Consider the following 16,242-nt stretch of genomic DNA (forward strand, 5'->3'; position numbering starts at 1 on the left):
CACTGACCTTTGAGGCAGTTCACTACTCGAAAGAGAGTAGGACAAAAGCGAAAGCTTTTGAACGTTGCGAAGCAACGGCCCGAAGGGTGGATCACCGAGTGATTCATAAACTGCCAGGCATCAAATTACGCAGTAAGCTGATGTAAAAATCAGTCGTTGTAGAAAAATTCGGTGGAGCGGTAGTTCAGTCGGTTAGAATACCTGCCTGTCACGCAGGGGGTCGCGGGTTCGAGTCCCGTCCGTTCCGCCACTTATTAAAAGCCCTGAGCATTTGCTCAGGGCTTTTTCTTTTCCTGCTGCTCTATTTTTGCTGATTTAGCACAAATCCTCTGCATTTATCGATCTTTTTCCCCTGCGCCACATCAACCATAATGGCCTCAATCAACCAACATTACGAAATAACGAGGAATTTTATGGCAATCCCTGCATTTGGTCTTGGAACCTTCCGTCTGAAAGATGATGTCGTTATCGCATCGGTGAAAACGGCTCTGGAACTGGGATATCGCACGATCGATACCGCTCAGATTTATGATAACGAAGCCGCCGTCGGCCAGGCGATCGCCGAGAGCGGCGTGGCGCGTGATGAGCTGTTTATCACCACCAAAATCTGGATTGAAAACCTGAGCAAAGACAAGCTGGTTGCGAGCCTGAAAGAGAGCCTGCAGAAACTGCGTACGGAATATGTCGACCTGACGCTGATCCACTGGCCGTCACCGAATGATGCCGTCGCTGTCGAAGAGTTTATGCCGGCGCTGCTGGAAGCAAAAAAACTGGGCCTGACCCGTCAGATTGGTATCTCTAACTTTACGATTCCGCTGATGGAGCGTGCTATCGCCGCCGTGGGCGCAGACAACATCGCCACCAACCAGATCGAGCTCTCCCCGTACCTGCAGAACCGCAAAGTGGTGGACTGGGCACGCGAGCACGGTATCCATATCACCTCTTACATGACGCTGGCTTATGGCAAGGCGCTGAAAGATGAAGTGATTGCCGGGATTGCGGCAAAACATAATGCGACACCGGCGCAGGTGATTCTGGCCTGGGCTATGGGAGAAGGCTATGCGGTCATTCCTTCATCAACCAAGCGTGACAATTTGGCCAGTAACCTGAAAGCTCAGGATCTGACGCTGGATGAGGCCGATCGTCAAGCGATAGCCGCGCTGGATTGCAACGATCGTCTGGTAAGCCCGGAAGGCCTGGCGCCTGAGTGGGACTGATCGGATAGATCAGGAATAAATCCCGGCTGGCGTCGCGAAGGCGTTAGCCGGGAAGTTACCGATGCTACAGCTCCTGCGGGAGCTGTTTTACGTGCTCGCTCAGGAAGTCGATAAATGCCCTGATTCGCGTGCTGACCGCTCTGTCGCTGTAGTACACGGCGCTAAACGGCATCTCCACCGGCAGACGCTTCTCTGCCAGCAGTTCCACAAACTGCCCGTTAGCAATTTCCTGATCCACCATATAATCTGACAAACAGGCAATGCCATTGCCCGCCAGACATAGCTGTTTGATGGTTTCCCCACTGTTCGACGAGATCCCACAGTTCACTTCCAACAGCTGGCCGTCGCAGCAGGAGACGGGCCAGGTATTCAGCGATGCCGGTTCGGTAAAGCCCAGACAGAGATGATCCTTGAGGTCGGCGACGTTTTTTGGCGTACCATGCTGAGCGAGATACTCCGGCGAGACGACAATTTTCCGGTAGCTGTTGAAGAGCGGGCGAGCGCGCAGGCTGGAGTCCGTCAATGTGCCGGCACGGATGGCAACATCAACCTTACGTTCGATCAAGTTAATGAAGGTTTCTGAAGAAACCAGCGCCAGAGTCATTTCCGGATAACGCTCGCGAAAAGGTTTCACCAGCGGCATCAGGAAATGCAGCATCACCGGCGTGGCGGCATCAACGCGCAACAATCCCCTCGGCGTCGTCCGGGTTTCCAGTAGTTCATTCTCCGCTGCCGCCATCTCCTGTAATACCCCCTGCATACGACGAAAATAGCGCTCTCCCTCCTCAGTCAGGCTGAGCTGGCGGGTTGTCCGGTTCAGCAGACTGACGCCCAGTTTTCCTTCCAGCTTTTTCACCGCCCGGCTGACGGCAGAATTTGCCTGTCCCAGTTGCTCTGCTGCCCGGCTGAAGCTGCCGCTTTCAACCACGGCGACAAAGATGGCAATCTCTTCTGAAGTGGCTCTCATTATTGCACCTGTAGCAAAATTATATTGAGACTTTGATAGTTTTTGTTATTTAAACATCGCTTCATACTACGTGTCATCTAAATCCTGATGATACGGAGTAAATTATGCCACTGGCGTTACTTGCCTTGACCATCGGTGCCTTTGCGATTGGCACCACTGAATTTGTGATTGTGGGTCTGGTTCCCACCATCGCTGAACAGCTGGCTATCTCGCTGCCTTCGGCGGGACTGCTGGTCTCTATTTATGCCCTGGGCGTAGCGATTGGCGCGCCGGTACTCACCGCGCTGACCGGGCGTATGCCGCGTAAACAACTGCTGCTGGCGCTGATGGTGCTGTTTACCGCCGGTAATCTGTTGGCCTGGCAGGCGCCGGGCTATCAAACGCTGATCTTTGCGCGCCTGCTCACTGGTCTGGCGCACGGGGTATTCTTCTCAATTGGCTCAACCATTGCGACGAGCCTGGTGGCAAAAGAAAAAGCCGCTTCGGCAATCGCGATTATGTTTGGTGGTTTAACCGTGGCGCTGGTAACCGGCGTACCGATTGGGACCTTTATCGGGCAGCACTTTGGCTGGCGTGAAACTTTCCTTGCGGTGTCGATCCTCGGCGTGATTGCATTGATCGGTAGCCTGATTCTGGTACCCAATAATATTCCTGCCCGCGCCAGCGCTAGCCTGGCCGATCAGTTAAAAGTATTAACACATCCGCGTTTGTTGATTATCTATGCCATCACCGCGTTGGGCTACGGCGGCGTCTTTACCGCGTTTACTTTCCTCGCGCCAATGATGCAGGAGCTGGCGGGCTTTAGCCCCGCAACGGTGAGCTGGATTCTGCTGGGATATGGGATCTCGGTCGCGATTGGGAACGTCTGGGGCGGTAAGCTGGCGGATAAATATGGCGCCGTTGCGGCACTAAAGGCTATCTTTGCGGCGTTAGTCGTCCTGCTGCTGGTATTCCAGTTTACCGCCAGCATTCAGTACGCAGCCCTGGCTACGGTACTGGTGATGGGCATTTTTGCCTTCGGCAACGTCCCGGGACTGCAGGTCTATGTCGTGCAAAAAGCCGAGCAATATACGCCAGGCGCGGTCGATGTCGCTTCTGGTCTGAACATTGCCGCCTTTAATGTCGGTATCGCGTTGGGTTCAGTGATTGGTGGTCAAACCGTCGAGCGCTATGGGTTGGCTCAGACGCCGTGGATTGGCGCGGTGATTGTGTTAGTCGCGCTGCTGCTGGTGGCGCTGAGCGGCCGTCTGGATAACTCCCGCCCGGCAAAGGCCGTTTCCGTCGAAGGGTAAAGGTTTCTCGCGAATTGCATTGAAAGTGCCTAAGAAAGTCCCTATAACAGAAGAACCAGCCGCAGTCGGGCTGGTTTCCTGTTATCGAGGTTTGATGCCTAAATTGCGAAAGAATACTTATGCTATGCGCTATGTCGCCGGACAGCCCGCGGAGAGAATTTTGCCTCCGGGGTCGTTTGCAAGCATTGGCCAGGCATTTCCTGCCGGCGTCCCGTTAAGCGCGGATGAAAAAATCCGCGTCCTGGTGTGGAATATCTTTAAGCAGCAGCGCGCTGAGTGGAAGTCGGTTCTCAAAAACTTTGGTAAAGATGCCCATCTGGTGCTGTTACAGGAAGCGCAAACCACTCCTGAACTGGTCAGATTCGCCACCACGAATTACCTGGCTGCCGATCAGGTACCCGCTCTGGTCCTGCCGCAGCATCCCTCCGGCGTGATGACCCTGGCTTCGGCCCATCCTGTTTACTGCTGTCCGTTACGCGAGCGCGAGCCGATTCTGCGGCTGGCGAAGTCGGCCCTGGTCACCGTCTATCCGCTGCCGGATACGCGTTTGCTGATGGTCGTTAATATCCACGCGGTGAATTTCAGCTGGGGCGTGGATGTTTACAGTAAACAGCTGTTGCCCATCGGCGACCAGATTGCTCATCACAGCGGCCCGGTGATTATGGCTGGCGATTTTAATACCTGGAGTCGCCCAAGAATGAATGCGCTTTATCGCTTTGCGCGCGAAATGGCGCTGCGCGAAGTGCGCTTTCCGGACGATCAGCGCCGTCGTGCGTTTGGTCGCCCGCTCGATTTTGTCTTCTATCGGGGGTTAAGCGTTCACGACGCTTCCGTGCTGGTGACCAGCGCCTCCGACCACAACCCGCTACTAGTCGAATTCAGTCCCGGCAAGCCTGATTAATAGAGGTATGTCAGGCCTGCCATGGGGCGGGCCTGTGTAAGCATGGTGCCGCCTTTATTATTCAAACAACCGAAGGACAACCCAATGACAACACGCTCTCATCATGACAACGTCGAAAAGCAGTTTGGCTCGCAGGCAAGCGCTTACCTGACCAGCGCGGTCCATGCATCCGGACGCGATCTGCAACGCCTGGCCGAGCGGCTGGCTGATTTCCCCCATGCGCATGTTCTGGATATGGGATGTGGCGCGGGTCATGCCAGTTTTACGGCGGCCGGGCAGGTGGCAAAGGTGACGGCCTATGATTTATCCAGCCAGATGCTGGAGGTTGTCGCCCAGGCCGCGCAGGATAAAGGTTTCTCGAATATTGTGACTCAGCAAGGTTATGCGGAAACGCTGCCTTTTGCGGATGCCAGCTTTGAGGTGGTGATAAGCCGCTATTCTGCTCACCACTGGCATGATGTGGGTCAGGCATTGCGGGAGGTAAAACGCGTCCTGAAGCCTGGCGGGGTGATGATGATTATGGATGTGATGTCGCCCGGCCACCCGGTGCGCGATGTCTGGCTGCAAACGGTTGAAGCGCTGCGCGATACTTCCCATGTCCGCAACTACGCCAGCGGCGAGTGGCTGGCGCTGGCGAATGAGGCCGGGCTGGTTATCAATCATCTGTTGACCGACCGTCTGCCGCTGGAGTTTGCCTCGTGGGTGGCGCGGATGCGCACGCCGGCACCGCTGGTGGAGGCAATTCGCTTGTATCAGGAGAGTGCGTCCGCAGAGGTAAAAGCCTATTTTGCCTTGCAGGAAGACGGCTCATTTACCAGCGATACGATTATGTTTGAAGCGCATAAAGCGGTATAAAGCAAAAAGGCACCGCTAAACGGTGCCTTTGTTTTTATCCGATGTATCAGGAGTCCGGCCTTTCGCTATTTTTCACAAACAGCGTCAGCTGATCGCCGGGTTTCAGATCGTCGGTGCCGCGGTTCCAGCGCATCACATCACGTGTGTTGACGCCATGACGTTTGGCAATGCTCGATAACGAGTCGCCTTTACGCACGCGATAGGTAATGCTATCGCTATTGCTGGCAAGACGTTCCGCGCTGCTTCCTGCGCCAATCACCAGGTTCTGGCCCACTTTCAGACCTGAACCACGCAAACCATTCCACTGCTGCAGATCTTTGGTCGATATGCCGAGCCGGGAAGCAATTCCGGAAATCGTATCGCCAGAACGCACCTTGTAGCTACGGCTGGTCAACGGCGTGTTGTCCGCCAGCTGGGTAGGCTGTACGGCGGCAATGTCACCTGAGGCCAAAGATTCACGCAGCTGAGCGGCATGCTTCTGCGGCACCATCACGTACTTTGGCCCGTTTGCACCGAGGGTAGAACCCTTGACGCCGGCGTTGAACGTTTTCAGCTTGCCGACAGGCATGCCTGCCATATCCGCCAGCTGGCTAATATCAACCGGACTGTCGAGGCGCACGCGCGCCAGCGCACGGCTCTCGTCTGCCGTCGGCAGTCTTACGCCATAGCGCTTGCTGTTTTTGAGAATATCGCTCAAAGCCAGCATCTTAGGTACGTAGACCTTGGTTTCCCGTGGTAATGGCAGCGACCAGAAATCGGTGGGTTTCCCACGCGAACGGTTCGCTTTCATTGCTTTCAGTACCCGGCCTTCACCGCTATTGTACGCGGCGACGGTTAATAACCAGTCACCGTCGAACATCTTGTTCAGACGCTGCATCATATCCAGCGCCGCCGTTGTAGAGGCGACGACATCACGACGCGCATCATAGCTGCGGGTCTGTTTTAAACCATAATTGCGCCCGGTGCTCGGAATGATCTGCCAGATGCCTGCGGCATTGGCGCCAGACGTTGCGTGCGGGTCAAAAGCGCTCTCCACTATGGGTAGTAATACCAGTTCCATTGGCATGTTACGTTTCTTAACTTGCCCGGCTATCCAGTACATATACGGCTCTGCCCGTAAAGTTACATCGTGGAGATAGCTCTTATTACGTAAATACTTCTGTTTTTGTTCGCGAATCCGGGGATTTTCCGGAATTCCCATCTTTAGCTCGTCGCCTATGGAAGTCCACAGATCCTGGTCTTGCGCGTAGAAGGTTCCATCATCTAACCAGCGCGCTTGACTTGTGAACTTACCTGCTTCCCCTTGACCAGCTGCAGAAAGGCTCTGTGCGTGCTGTTGGACGTTACCATCGTGCTTAGACGCCTGGCACCCCACCAGCAGGACGGAGGCGAGTAAAATCGCTCGTGCCTTCATGTGTGTGTCAATAGTTGCTTAAAAGACGAGCAAGAATAACGGTGAAGGCTACGAATGACAAGCGTTAAATGTCAGAAGTCATCTTTCTTTGACCTTAACCACGCAAATCGCTGTGCAGAGTGTTGCAAATTTGTTTCTTTTGAAATTTCTTTAATTAAATCATTATCATCTGTGCGTAGAAATATATTTATGCGGCGCTCATTTTTCAGAGTTACGGGGAGTGTTTTTTGTTTTTTCGCGCGTAACTCATTAACTTTATGATAGTAATCGCTTATATCCACATCATGAGGCAGGATACTCAAGGCAAACTTCATGTTTGCTAAAGTATACTCATGTGCGCAACAAATCAGAGTATCCTCAGGAAGGGCATTTATTTTCTTAAATGATTGATACATCTGCTCAGCCGTTCCTTCGAACAGCCTGCCGCAGCCGCCGGAAAACATTGTATCGCCACAGAATAGATAAGGTGCGCTATAGAAACAGATGTGTCCTAAAGTGTGACCCGGCGTGGCAAAAATAGAAAATTCGCGGCCCAAAATAGTCAGCCGATCGCCGTCGGCGACAAGGTGGGTCGTTCCCTTATCCTGGGTTTCTGCCGGTCCGTAAACAACGAGTCCGGGGAATTTTTCGCGCAGTTGTTTTACGCCGCCAACGTGATCGTGGTGGTGGTGGGTCAGCAGAATCGCTTCGGGTTGCCAGCGGTTAGCCTCTATGGCGGCCAGTACCGGCGCCGCTTCGCCGGGATCGACGATCAGACAACGGCCGTTATCCGTACTGAGAACCCAGATGTAGTTGTCCTGGAAGGCGGGAATGCTGATAAGATTCATAAATTACCTCTCAAAGCGTAGCGGAAGGTTACGATGAAGCCGGCAAGGATACCTCAGACAGTTACAGCGCCAGAGCACTGGTCCAGTATGCCCTGGGGCGAATACTATCGCGAATCGCTGGAACGGCAGATGAAACCGTGGCTGGCTAAATTATATGGCTTTCATTTACTTAAGATTGGCAATCTGAGCGCGGAAATCAATACGGAATCCTGTGCTATCTCGCATCAGGTGAACGTTTCTTTGCAGGGGAACCCTATTCAGGTGAAAGCCGACCCGCTACATCTGCCCTTTGCGGAAAAATCGGTCGATGCCTGCCTGCTGGCGCATACCTTGCCCTGGTGCAGCGACCCGCATCGTTTGCTGCGTGAAGCGGACAGGGTATTGATTGATGACGGCTGGATGATTTTGACCAGCTTTAACCCCGTGAGCCTGATGGGGTTGCGTAAACTGGTGCCGGTATTGCGTAAAACCGCGCCCTACAATAGCCGGATGTTTACGCTGATGCGCCAGCTGGACTGGCTGGCGCTGCTGAATTTTGAAGTGCTGCACCATGGCCGCTACCAGGTGCTGCCCTGGTCCAGGCACGGCGGTAAGTTGCTGAGTACTCATCTGCCGGCGCTGGGCTGTCTGCAGCTGATCGTCGCCCGTAAGCGTACGATCCCGCTGACCTTAAACCCGCTGAAATCAGGGAAAGCGAAAACGCCGCTACGGCAGACCGTTGGCGCCACGCGGCAGTGGCGCAACGGGGAGAATTAGTTTTCCGCCTGGTAACCGATATCGCTCTGCGTCGGGTTAGAGGCGGCAGCACGAGCCAGCTCGTCGCAGCGTTCATTTTCCGGATGTCCGGCGTGGCCTTTGACCCACTCCCATTTAATTTGGTGCTGGCCGAGCGCGGTATCCAGGCGCTGCCAGAGATCGACATTCTTAACCGGTTTTTTGTCAGCGGTTTTCCAGCCGCGTTTTTTCCAGTTATGAATCCACTGGGTGATCCCCTGGCGCACATACTGGCTATCGGTGCTGAGTATCACTTCGCACTGCTCTTTCAGCGCTTCCAGAGCGACAATTGCCGCCATCATCTCCATCCGGTTATTGGTCGTGAGGTGATAACCCTGACTAAAGATTTTTTCCTTCCCGCGATAGCGTAAAATCGCACCGTAACCGCCGGGGCCTGGATTTCCCAGGCACGAACCATCGGTGAAAATTTCTACCTGTTTAAGCATATCTGGTAGACTTCCTGTAATTGAAATCGATATGTAAACGGCAAGTCTGACATAAATGACTGATATGAGCACTGCAATTACACGACAGATTGTTCTCGATACGGAAACCACCGGTATGAATCAGATCGGTGCGCATTACGAAGGACATAAGATCATCGAGATCGGTGCGGTGGAGGTGATTAACCGTCGCCTTACCGGCAACAACTTCCACGTTTATCTGAAGCCGGACCGGCTGGTGGATCCGGAAGCGTTCGGCGTTCACGGAATCGCCGATGAGTTCCTGATGGATAAACCGGTGTTTGCCGATGTGGCTGAAGAGTTTATGGACTATATCCGCGGCGCGGAACTGGTCATTCATAACGCGTCGTTCGATATCGGCTTTATGGATTATGAATTCAGCAAGCTGAATCGCGGTATTCCGAAAACCAATACCTTCTGCAAGGTAACCGATAGCCTCGCGCTGGCGCGGAAAATGTTCCCCGGCAAGCGTAACAGCCTCGATGCGCTGTGTTCACGCTATGAAATAGATAACAGCAAACGAACGCTGCACGGGGCGTTACTCGATGCCCAGATTCTGGCCGACGTTTATCTGATGATGACCGGCGGTCAGACGACGATGGCATTTTCGATGGAAGGCGAGGGGCAGCAGCAGACGGGAGAAATGGGAATACAGCGCGTTGTCCGTGCTGCCAGTAAATTGCGGGTGGTTTATGCCTCTGATGAAGAGATCGCGAACCATGAATCCCGCCTCGATCTGGTCCAAAAGAAGGGTGGCAGTTGCCTGTGGCGCGCCTGATTCGCTGGAATATGCGCTAAAAATAGCCGGGTGGGCGATTTTTGCAGCAAACGATTCAAAAGTGAAGAAAAAGCGTTGACGGCGTTACGGGGAGTCCGTAATATTCGCCTCGTTCCTAGGGGAACAGTAAGTGGAGCGGTAGTTCAGTCGGTTAGAATACCTGCCTGTCACGCAGGGGGTCGCGGGTTCGAGTCCCGTCCGTTCCGCCACTATTCAGAAAGCCTGAATCAGCAATGATTCAGGCTTTCGTCGTTTTAGCCCCCCACCCATTTCCCTTATGCTTTCTATTAACAAAAAGTTAATAATCTAGGTGCAATTATTTAACATGTGATCAGTTTTGGTGCATGTAATGCACCGTTTTTGTGCGCTCGCCCTCTGGCATGGTCATTATCCGCTCCCCTAACGCAACAAAATCGTAATAATAAACCTGCCTTTATTCATGGCCTTATCCAGATATTTCAAATAATTTCCGAACCAATAGATGATTGGTTCGGAAATTGCTTGATCTCTATGGTCTCAGGTACACATCTATATCAATAACTTATTGTTAATAAAACCAAAGAAATGATGAAAGCAGGCGAACCAATATGGAAAAGGCGTCACCGTTTCTGGCAAATTCCAGCACTGCGCTGGAGCAACTGCGCGGGCTTATCAATCAGCATGAATCGACCCCAGGCGTACCGCTGCCCACCGAACGCGAACTTGCGGAGACGCTGGGCGTAGGGCGACGCGAGATTCGTCGGGCGCTGGACGTCCTGGAAGAGGAGGGGCGCATCTGGCGCAAACAAGGGAAGGGCACCTTTATTGGGCCTGCGGCCCCCGTTGAGCCGCTGGTGCTTCAGGGGCTGGTGCAGCAAACCAATTTGCTGGAGGTCATGGAGGCGCGTCTGCAGCTCGAACCCGGACTGGCTCGCCTCGCAGCCCTGCGCGCTACCGGGGAAAATCTTGCGCTGATGCAGCGCCTGCTGGAACGGATTAATAAGGTCAGCCCTGACGATCGCGACCTTAACGAGCTGTGGGACAGCGCGTTTCATCGCGCCATTGCCGAAGCTGCCGGCAATCGTCTGCTGTTGGGCCTGTTTGACGCCATTGATGCCGTTCGCCGCGAACCGGGTTGGCAGCATTTACGCGAGCTGGCGCGTACGCCGGAACGCGTTAATAACTATAACTCTCACCACCACACCATCATCAACGCCATTATTCAACGCCAGCCCAATGAAGCTGCCGCCGCGATGCGCGAGCATCTGCTCTCCCTGCAAAATGCCCTGATCCAGGCCATTCATCTTGAGGACGATACACGCCATGACGACGATCCCCTTTAAGGAAGCCGTGCCGGTACTGCGCCTGCAAAACCTCAACGTTAAATTCGCCGGTTCGCTGGTCAGCGTGCTGGACGGTATTTCCCTCACTGTCCAGGCGGGGGAAACGCTGGCGCTGGTGGGAGAGTCCGGCTGTGGGAAAAGCATCACCTCGCTGGCGCTGATGGGGCTGTTGCCCGCCAGCGCGCAAATTGTCAGCGGCGAGATGCAGTTTCGCCGCCACGATCTGCGCAAGCTGTCGCCGCGGGAATATGCCGATCTGCGGGGCAACGAGCTGGCGATGATTTTTCAGGAACCGATGACTTCGCTGAATCCCGCTTTCACCCTTGGCGATCAGCTAAGTGAAGCGGTGATGCGCCACCAGAAGATGCCGCGCGCGGCAGCGATGAAAACCGCGCTGCAGATCCTGGAAAAAGTGCAGATCCCGGCGGCGGAAATGCGCCTGAAGGCGTATCCCCATCAGCTCTCTGGCGGGATGCGCCAGCGGGTGATGATCGCCATGGCGTTAATTAACCATCCGCGGCTGCTTATCGCCGATGAGCCGACCACCGCGCTGGACGTCACGATCCAGGCGCAAATCCTGACGCTGTTGAATGACCTGAAAGCAGAGACCGGCACCGCGGTACTGATGATTACCCACGATTTAGGCGTGGTGGCGGAAGTCGCCCAGCAGGTCGCGGTGATGTATGCCGGACAGGTGGTGGAGCAGGGGAGCGTCGAGGCGATTTTCGCTGACCCGCAGCACCCTTATACCATCGGTCTGATGGGGTCGATTCCCTCCCTCAGCGCCCGGAAAGGGGCGCTTTCGACTATCCCGGGCTCCGTACCGCTGCCGGAAGCGATGCCGAAAGGATGTCGTTTTGCAAGCCGCTGCCCGTTCGCGCAGGTCCGCTGTCATGAGCAGAAGCCGCCATTACAGACCTTAGGCGCCAGCCATCAGGTCGCCTGTTTCCGTGCTCCGCTGGAGCAGCATATTGCGTTGGGAGAAATCGCATGACCCTACCCATTCTTGAAGCCCGCGATCTGAGTAAATGGTTTCCCGGGCCGAAAAAGCTCTTCGCGCCAGCGCGTCATGTCACCGCCGTCGATCGGGTGTCGCTGGCGGTTATGCCGGGGGAAACGCTGGCGATTGTTGGCGAGTCCGGTTCGGGGAAATCGACGCTTGGCCGCCTGCTGCTGCGTCTGCTGGCCGCAAGCGAGGGGCGGGTGTTCTGGCAGGGCGAGGAAATTACTGACGCGACGGGAACCCGACTCAACCAGCTGCGTCGCGAGCTGCAGATCATCTTTCAGGATCCCTTTGCGTCATTGAACCCGCGGATGACCGTGGAGCAGATCGTCGGCGAACCGCTGTGGCTACATCAGAATATGAAAAAGGCCGATCGGCACTACCGCGTCGCTGAACTGCTGAAAACAGTGGGGCTACCGGCGGCATGGGCCGACCGTTATCCACATGAGTTTTCCGGCGGCCAGCGCCAACGTATTGGTATCGCCCGCGCGCTGGCCTCCGGGCCTAAGCTGCTGCTGGGCGATGAACCGGTGTCGGCGCTGGACGTTTCCGTCCAGGCGCAGGTGGTGAATCTGCTGGAGAGTCTTAAGCATCAGCTTGGCCTGACGATGATTATTGTCGCCCACGGACTGGCGGTCATCCGCCATATGAGCGACCGCGTGGCGGTGATGTACCTCGGGCAAATCGTTGAGCTGGCGACGGTCGATGAGATCTTCGATGCGCCGCTGCACCCGTATACCCAGGCGCTGATCGCTTCGGCGCCGCAAATGCAACCGGGCGTGCAGCGTGAGGCTCCGCTGCTACAGGGGGATCTACCTAATCCGGCCAACCCGCCGACGGGCTGCCGTTTCCATACCCGCTGCCCGTACGTCAGCGATCAATGTCGGCAAAGCGAACCGATTAACCAGCTGCTTGACGGCGGACGGCAGATCGCCTGCCACCGCTGGCAGGAGATCAACCGCGATCGCAGCGTGATCCAGATTGCTCCGCCGTCCGCCGCATTTCTGCGCCGCCGCGCGCTGTTTGAACACGCGGCCACTCACTCATCCCTTGCTGCAAGGAACTCATGATAATGACAATGCGTAATTCTCTTTTGACCGTTCTGGGAAGTGTTATGTTGCTTGGTGCGGCGCTGCCCGCGCATGCAGAGAGCGTACTGCGCATCGGCCTGGGGGCGGATCCCGATATGCTCGATCCCCATCTGGCGCGCACCTACTACGGCCGCTTTGTTTTCGCCTCGCTGTGCGACAGGCTGGTGGACGTCGATGAGCATCTCAAGATCGTGCCGGGGCTGGCGACGGACTGGTCGTGGAGCGATGACGGTAAAACGCTGACCATGAACCTGCGCGACGGGGTCACCTTCCACGACGGCGAGAAGTTCGACGCCGCAGCGGCAAAATATAACCTCGATCGCGCGCTGACGCTGAAAGGCTCACTGCGCAAAAGCGAGATCTCCTCAATCGAATCGGTGGCGGTGACCGGCCCGCTGCAAATCGCTGTGCATCTGAAAACGCCGGATGCCGCGCTGCTGATGCAGTTGACCGATCGCGCCGGGGCGATGATGGCGCCGGAAGCGGCGAAAAAAGCGGATTTTGCCGCTCATCCGGTCTGTTCCGGTCCTTACAAATTCGACAGCCGGGTTTCTCAGGATCGTATCGTCCTGAGCCGTTTTGACAACTACTGGAATAAAGGCGCCTACCACTTTGACAAGCTTATCTATTTGCCGATCCCCGATGCTTCGGTCCGGCTGGCTAACCTGCGCGCCGGCGATCTCGAGCTGACGGAAGGTATCGCCGCCAGCGACGTAAAAACCGTTGAAGCCGACAGCAAACTGGCGCTCGCTAAAGTCACGGGGCTGGGCTATCAGGGTATCACTTTCAACATTAATAACGGCAAAGTAGCGGCCAACGATCCGTTTAAAGATGCCCGCGTTCGTGAAGCCTTCTCCTTAGCTATCGACCGCGATGCGCTTAACCAGGTGGTATTCGAAGGGCTATATACTCCGGCAAATCAGGCCTTCTCGCCGGTTAGCCCGTATCACGTCAAGCTTCCGGTTGCACCGCGTAATGTGGAAAAAGCGCAGGCGCTGCTGAAAGCCGCGGGAGTCTCCACGCCGCTGAACGTCAATCTGCTGGTACCGAATAACCCGACCTCGCAGCAGGTGGGGCAGGTGCTGCAGGCGATGGTCGCCGAAGCGGGCTTTAACCTCAATTTGCAGATGACCGAGTTTGCCACGCTGCTCGATCGCCAGCAGAGCGGTGACTACCAGTTGAGCTTCTCCGGCTGGTCGGGACGTCCGGATCCTGACGGCAGTATCTACGGTTTTATTCATAGCAAGGGCACCCTCAACGACGGCCGTTACAGCAACGGACAGGTCGATGAATGGCTGACTCAGGCGCGACTGAGCAACGATCAGGCCGTTCGCCAGCCGCTGTATGACAAGGTCGTTCACCAGTTGCAAACCGACATGCCGATCGCCTATCTCTACTTTGAGCCGCGCATTTTTGGGCTCAACAAAAAAGTACAGGGCTTTAAACCTTACCCGGACGGCATCGTACGCGTAGCGGGTCTGTCGCTGACGCAATAATCGAGGCGTGAGGAGAAACCATGCTGGAACTGATTAGCAAACGGCTGCTGCTCGCGATACCGACGCTGCTGCTGGTGAGCATGATGGTGTTTGGGCTACAGAAACTGCTGCCCGGCGACCCGCTGATCGCCATGGCGGGCGAGGAGCGCGATCCGGCAGTGATTGCCCAGCTGCGAGCGGAGTTAAACCTCGATGCGCCGATCCCGGTGCAGTACTACCACTGGCTGACCCGCGCGTTGCAAGGCGATCTCGGCGTCTCGTTACGTACTCATGAGCCGGTGACGCAGCTTATCGCCAGCAAGCTGCCGGTGACGCTGGAACTGTCGCTGCTGGCAATGATTATTGCCCTGATCGTCGGCATCAGCATGGGGATTCTGGCGGCGGTGAACAAAAACAGCTGGATCGATCACGGGGCGAACTTCGTGGCGATCTCGGGGATCTCAATACCGCATTTTTGGTTAGGGATCCTGCTGATCCTGGTCTTTTCGGTCAATCTGCAATGGCTGCCCGCCTCCGGATTTGTACCGTTTAGCGAGGCGCCGCTGCAAAATCTGCGCACGCTGCTGCTGCCGGCGGCGGTGCTGGGGACCGGTCTGGCGGCCACGCTGATGCGCCACACCCGCGCTTCGATGATCGCGGTGCTGAAAGCGGACTATATACGTACCGCGCGGGCAAAAGGGCTACTACCAAAAGCGGTGATCTTAAAGCATGCCTTTCGCAACGCGCTGGTGCCGGTCATCACGCTGACCACGCTGCTGTTTGGCGAGCTGCTGGGCGGCGCGGTCCTGACCGAGCAGGTGTTCACCATTCCCGGCTTCGGCAAGATGATCGTCGATTCGGTGTTTAACCGCGATTACGCGGTGGTGCAGGGCGTGGTGCTGATCGTGGCGATCGGTTTCCTGATGCTCAACCTGCTGGCCGATGTGCTCTACGTCCTCATTAACCCGAAAATGCGAGGCTAACCATGGCGGAATTCACAACGCAGAGCGTGGCGCTCGTCAAGCCGCGTGCGCAAAACCGGGTACTGAAGAAATTTCTCGCCAATAAAAGCGCGGTGATCGGCGCGGTGGTGGTCGGCATCTTCGTGCTGATTGCGCTCCTGGCGCCGTGGATCGCGCCGTTCGATCCGGTCAAGGCCAATTTTCTGATGGTGCGTTAGCCACCATCGGAGATGTACTGGTTCGGCACCGATGAGCTGGGGCGCGATATTCTCTCGCGGATTGTCTGGGGAGCGCGCACCTCGCTGATGGCCGGCTGTATGTCGGTACTTATCGCGGTGGTTATCGGTGTTCCGCTCGGGCTGGTGGCGGGTTATTTTCAGGGGATCTGGGACGGCGTCATATCACGCTTTATCGAAGCGCTGCTCGCCTGTCCGTTTCTGATCATGGCGATCGCCCTCGGCGCATTTTTAGGACCGAGCCTGAGTAACGCGATGATCGCCATCGGCCTGTCGGCGATGCCGATCTTTGCCCGTCTGACCCGCGGCCAGACGATCGCCATTCGTAACGAAGAGTATATCGACGGCGCGCGGGCCATCGGCCTGCCGGACCGGTGGATCGTTCTGCGCTACGTCCTTCCTAACGTGATGTCGCCGATTCTGGTGCAGGCCACGCTGGCGATTGCTTCGGCAATTATCGCCGAGGCCAGTCTCTCTTTCCTCGGCCTTGGCCAGCAGCCGCCGAACCCTTCCTGGGGCTCGATGCTCAATACGGCAAAAGGTTTTCTTGAACAGGCGCCGTGGATGTCTGTGTTCCCCGGCGTCGCTATTTTCCTGGCGGTACAGGGTTTTAATCTACTCGGCGACGGGCTGCGCGATGCGCTCGATCCGCGCCATGACTAAG

15 protein-coding genes, 2 tRNA genes and 1 pseudogene are annotated in these 16,242 nt (G+C 55.9%); 14 read left to right on the top strand and 4 right to left on the bottom strand.

Annotated features, from left to right (window positions below; all coding sequences use genetic code 11):
- Positions 1–173: 173 nt before the first annotated feature.
- Both ACI2JR_RS20680 and dkgB read left to right on the top strand, forming a co-directional pair.
- Positions 174–250: transfer RNA gene (locus tag ACI2JR_RS20680), tRNA-Asp, on the top strand.
- A gap of 163 nt (positions 251–413) precedes the next feature.
- Positions 414–1,217, top strand: a complete 804-nt coding sequence (gene dkgB, locus ACI2JR_RS20685) for a 2,5-didehydrogluconate reductase DkgB (protein WP_132728148.1) — start codon at positions 414–416, stop codon at positions 1,215–1,217.
- Between the two features lie 64 nt (positions 1,218–1,281).
- Here dkgB and yafC read toward each other — a convergent pair whose 3' ends face one another.
- Positions 1,282–2,184: a DNA-binding transcriptional regulator YafC gene (gene yafC, locus ACI2JR_RS20690; RefSeq protein ID WP_462479361.1), complete on the bottom strand. Its 903-nt coding sequence runs from the start codon at positions 2,182–2,184 to the stop codon at positions 1,282–1,284.
- A gap of 104 nt (positions 2,185–2,288) precedes the next feature.
- Between yafC and ACI2JR_RS20695 the strand changes: the two genes are divergently transcribed.
- The 3 genes from ACI2JR_RS20695 to ACI2JR_RS20705 all read left to right on the top strand — a co-directional run bounded on the left by ACI2JR_RS20695 (position 2,289) and on the right by ACI2JR_RS20705 (position 5,232).
- On the top strand, positions 2,289–3,476 hold the full coding sequence (locus ACI2JR_RS20695; protein WP_462479362.1) for an MFS transporter: 1,188 nt from the start codon (positions 2,289–2,291) through the stop codon (positions 3,474–3,476).
- Between the two features lie 103 nt (positions 3,477–3,579).
- Complete coding sequence (locus ACI2JR_RS20700) at positions 3,580–4,377, top strand: endonuclease/exonuclease/phosphatase family protein (protein WP_132728984.1); 798 nt, start codon at positions 3,580–3,582, stop codon at positions 4,375–4,377.
- A gap of 84 nt (positions 4,378–4,461) precedes the next feature.
- Complete coding sequence (locus ACI2JR_RS20705) at positions 4,462–5,232, top strand: class I SAM-dependent methyltransferase (RefSeq protein ID WP_132728152.1); 771 nt, start codon at positions 4,462–4,464, stop codon at positions 5,230–5,232.
- Positions 5,233–5,278: 46 nt separating this feature from the next.
- Here ACI2JR_RS20705 and mltD read toward each other — a convergent pair whose 3' ends face one another.
- Positions 5,279–6,646, bottom strand: a complete 1,368-nt coding sequence (gene mltD / locus ACI2JR_RS20710) for a murein transglycosylase D (protein WP_462479363.1) — start codon at positions 6,644–6,646, stop codon at positions 5,279–5,281.
- Between the two features lie 71 nt (positions 6,647–6,717).
- Positions 6,718–7,473 (bottom strand): hydroxyacylglutathione hydrolase, encoded by a 756-nt coding sequence (gene gloB, locus ACI2JR_RS20715; protein ID WP_462479364.1) that lies wholly within the window; start codon positions 7,471–7,473, stop codon positions 6,718–6,720.
- Between the two features lie 33 nt (positions 7,474–7,506).
- On the opposite strand from gloB, the gene ACI2JR_RS20720 reads away from it, so the two are divergent.
- On the top strand, positions 7,507–8,229 hold the full coding sequence (locus ACI2JR_RS20720; RefSeq protein WP_462479365.1) for a class I SAM-dependent methyltransferase: 723 nt from the start codon (positions 7,507–7,509) through the stop codon (positions 8,227–8,229).
- Here the strand turns inward: ACI2JR_RS20720 and rnhA are convergent.
- Positions 8,226–8,693 (bottom strand): ribonuclease HI, encoded by a 468-nt coding sequence (gene rnhA / locus ACI2JR_RS20725; protein ID WP_132728158.1) that lies wholly within the window; start codon positions 8,691–8,693, stop codon positions 8,226–8,228. The genes ACI2JR_RS20720 and rnhA overlap by 4 nt on opposite strands.
- A 64-nt stretch (positions 8,694–8,757) precedes the next feature.
- On the opposite strand from rnhA, the gene dnaQ reads away from it, so the two are divergent.
- The 8 genes and pseudogenes from dnaQ to ACI2JR_RS20765 all read left to right on the top strand — a co-directional run bounded on the left by dnaQ (position 8,758) and on the right by ACI2JR_RS20765 (position 16,241).
- Positions 8,758–9,489 (top strand): DNA polymerase III subunit epsilon, encoded by a 732-nt coding sequence (gene dnaQ / locus ACI2JR_RS20730; RefSeq protein ID WP_207896617.1) that lies wholly within the window; start codon positions 8,758–8,760, stop codon positions 9,487–9,489.
- A 132-nt stretch (positions 9,490–9,621) separates the two neighbouring features.
- Positions 9,622–9,698, top strand: a tRNA-Asp gene (locus tag ACI2JR_RS20735).
- 378 nt (positions 9,699–10,076) lie between these two features.
- Positions 10,077–10,811: a FadR/GntR family transcriptional regulator gene (locus tag ACI2JR_RS20740; protein WP_462479366.1), complete on the top strand. Its 735-nt coding sequence runs from the start codon at positions 10,077–10,079 to the stop codon at positions 10,809–10,811.
- Positions 10,792–11,805: an ABC transporter ATP-binding protein gene (locus tag ACI2JR_RS20745; RefSeq protein WP_462479367.1), complete on the top strand. Its 1,014-nt coding sequence runs from the start codon at positions 10,792–10,794 to the stop codon at positions 11,803–11,805. Before ACI2JR_RS20740 ends, ACI2JR_RS20745 begins: the two co-directional genes overlap by 20 nt.
- Positions 11,802–12,884, top strand: coding sequence for an ABC transporter ATP-binding protein (locus ACI2JR_RS20750; protein ID WP_132728165.1), 1,083 nt, complete (start codon positions 11,802–11,804; stop codon positions 12,882–12,884). Before ACI2JR_RS20745 ends, ACI2JR_RS20750 begins: the two co-directional genes overlap by 4 nt.
- A 2-nt stretch (positions 12,885–12,886) precedes the next feature.
- Positions 12,887–14,401: an ABC transporter substrate-binding protein gene (locus ACI2JR_RS20755; protein WP_462479368.1), complete on the top strand. Its 1,515-nt coding sequence runs from the start codon at positions 12,887–12,889 to the stop codon at positions 14,399–14,401.
- A gap of 20 nt (positions 14,402–14,421) precedes the next feature.
- Positions 14,422–15,363 carry an ABC transporter permease gene (locus tag ACI2JR_RS20760; protein WP_462479369.1) on the top strand — a complete coding sequence of 314 codons (942 nt, stop codon included), beginning with the start codon at positions 14,422–14,424 and terminating at the stop codon, positions 15,361–15,363.
- Between the two features lie 2 nt (positions 15,364–15,365).
- Positions 15,366–16,241 (top strand): annotated as a pseudogene (locus tag ACI2JR_RS20765) (ABC transporter permease).
- The last annotated feature ends 1 nt before the right edge of the window (position 16,242 follow it).

The organism is Klebsiella sp. NPDC088457, from assembly GCF_044900465.1.
Lineage (GTDB): Bacteria > Pseudomonadota > Gammaproteobacteria > Enterobacterales > Enterobacteriaceae > Klebsiella.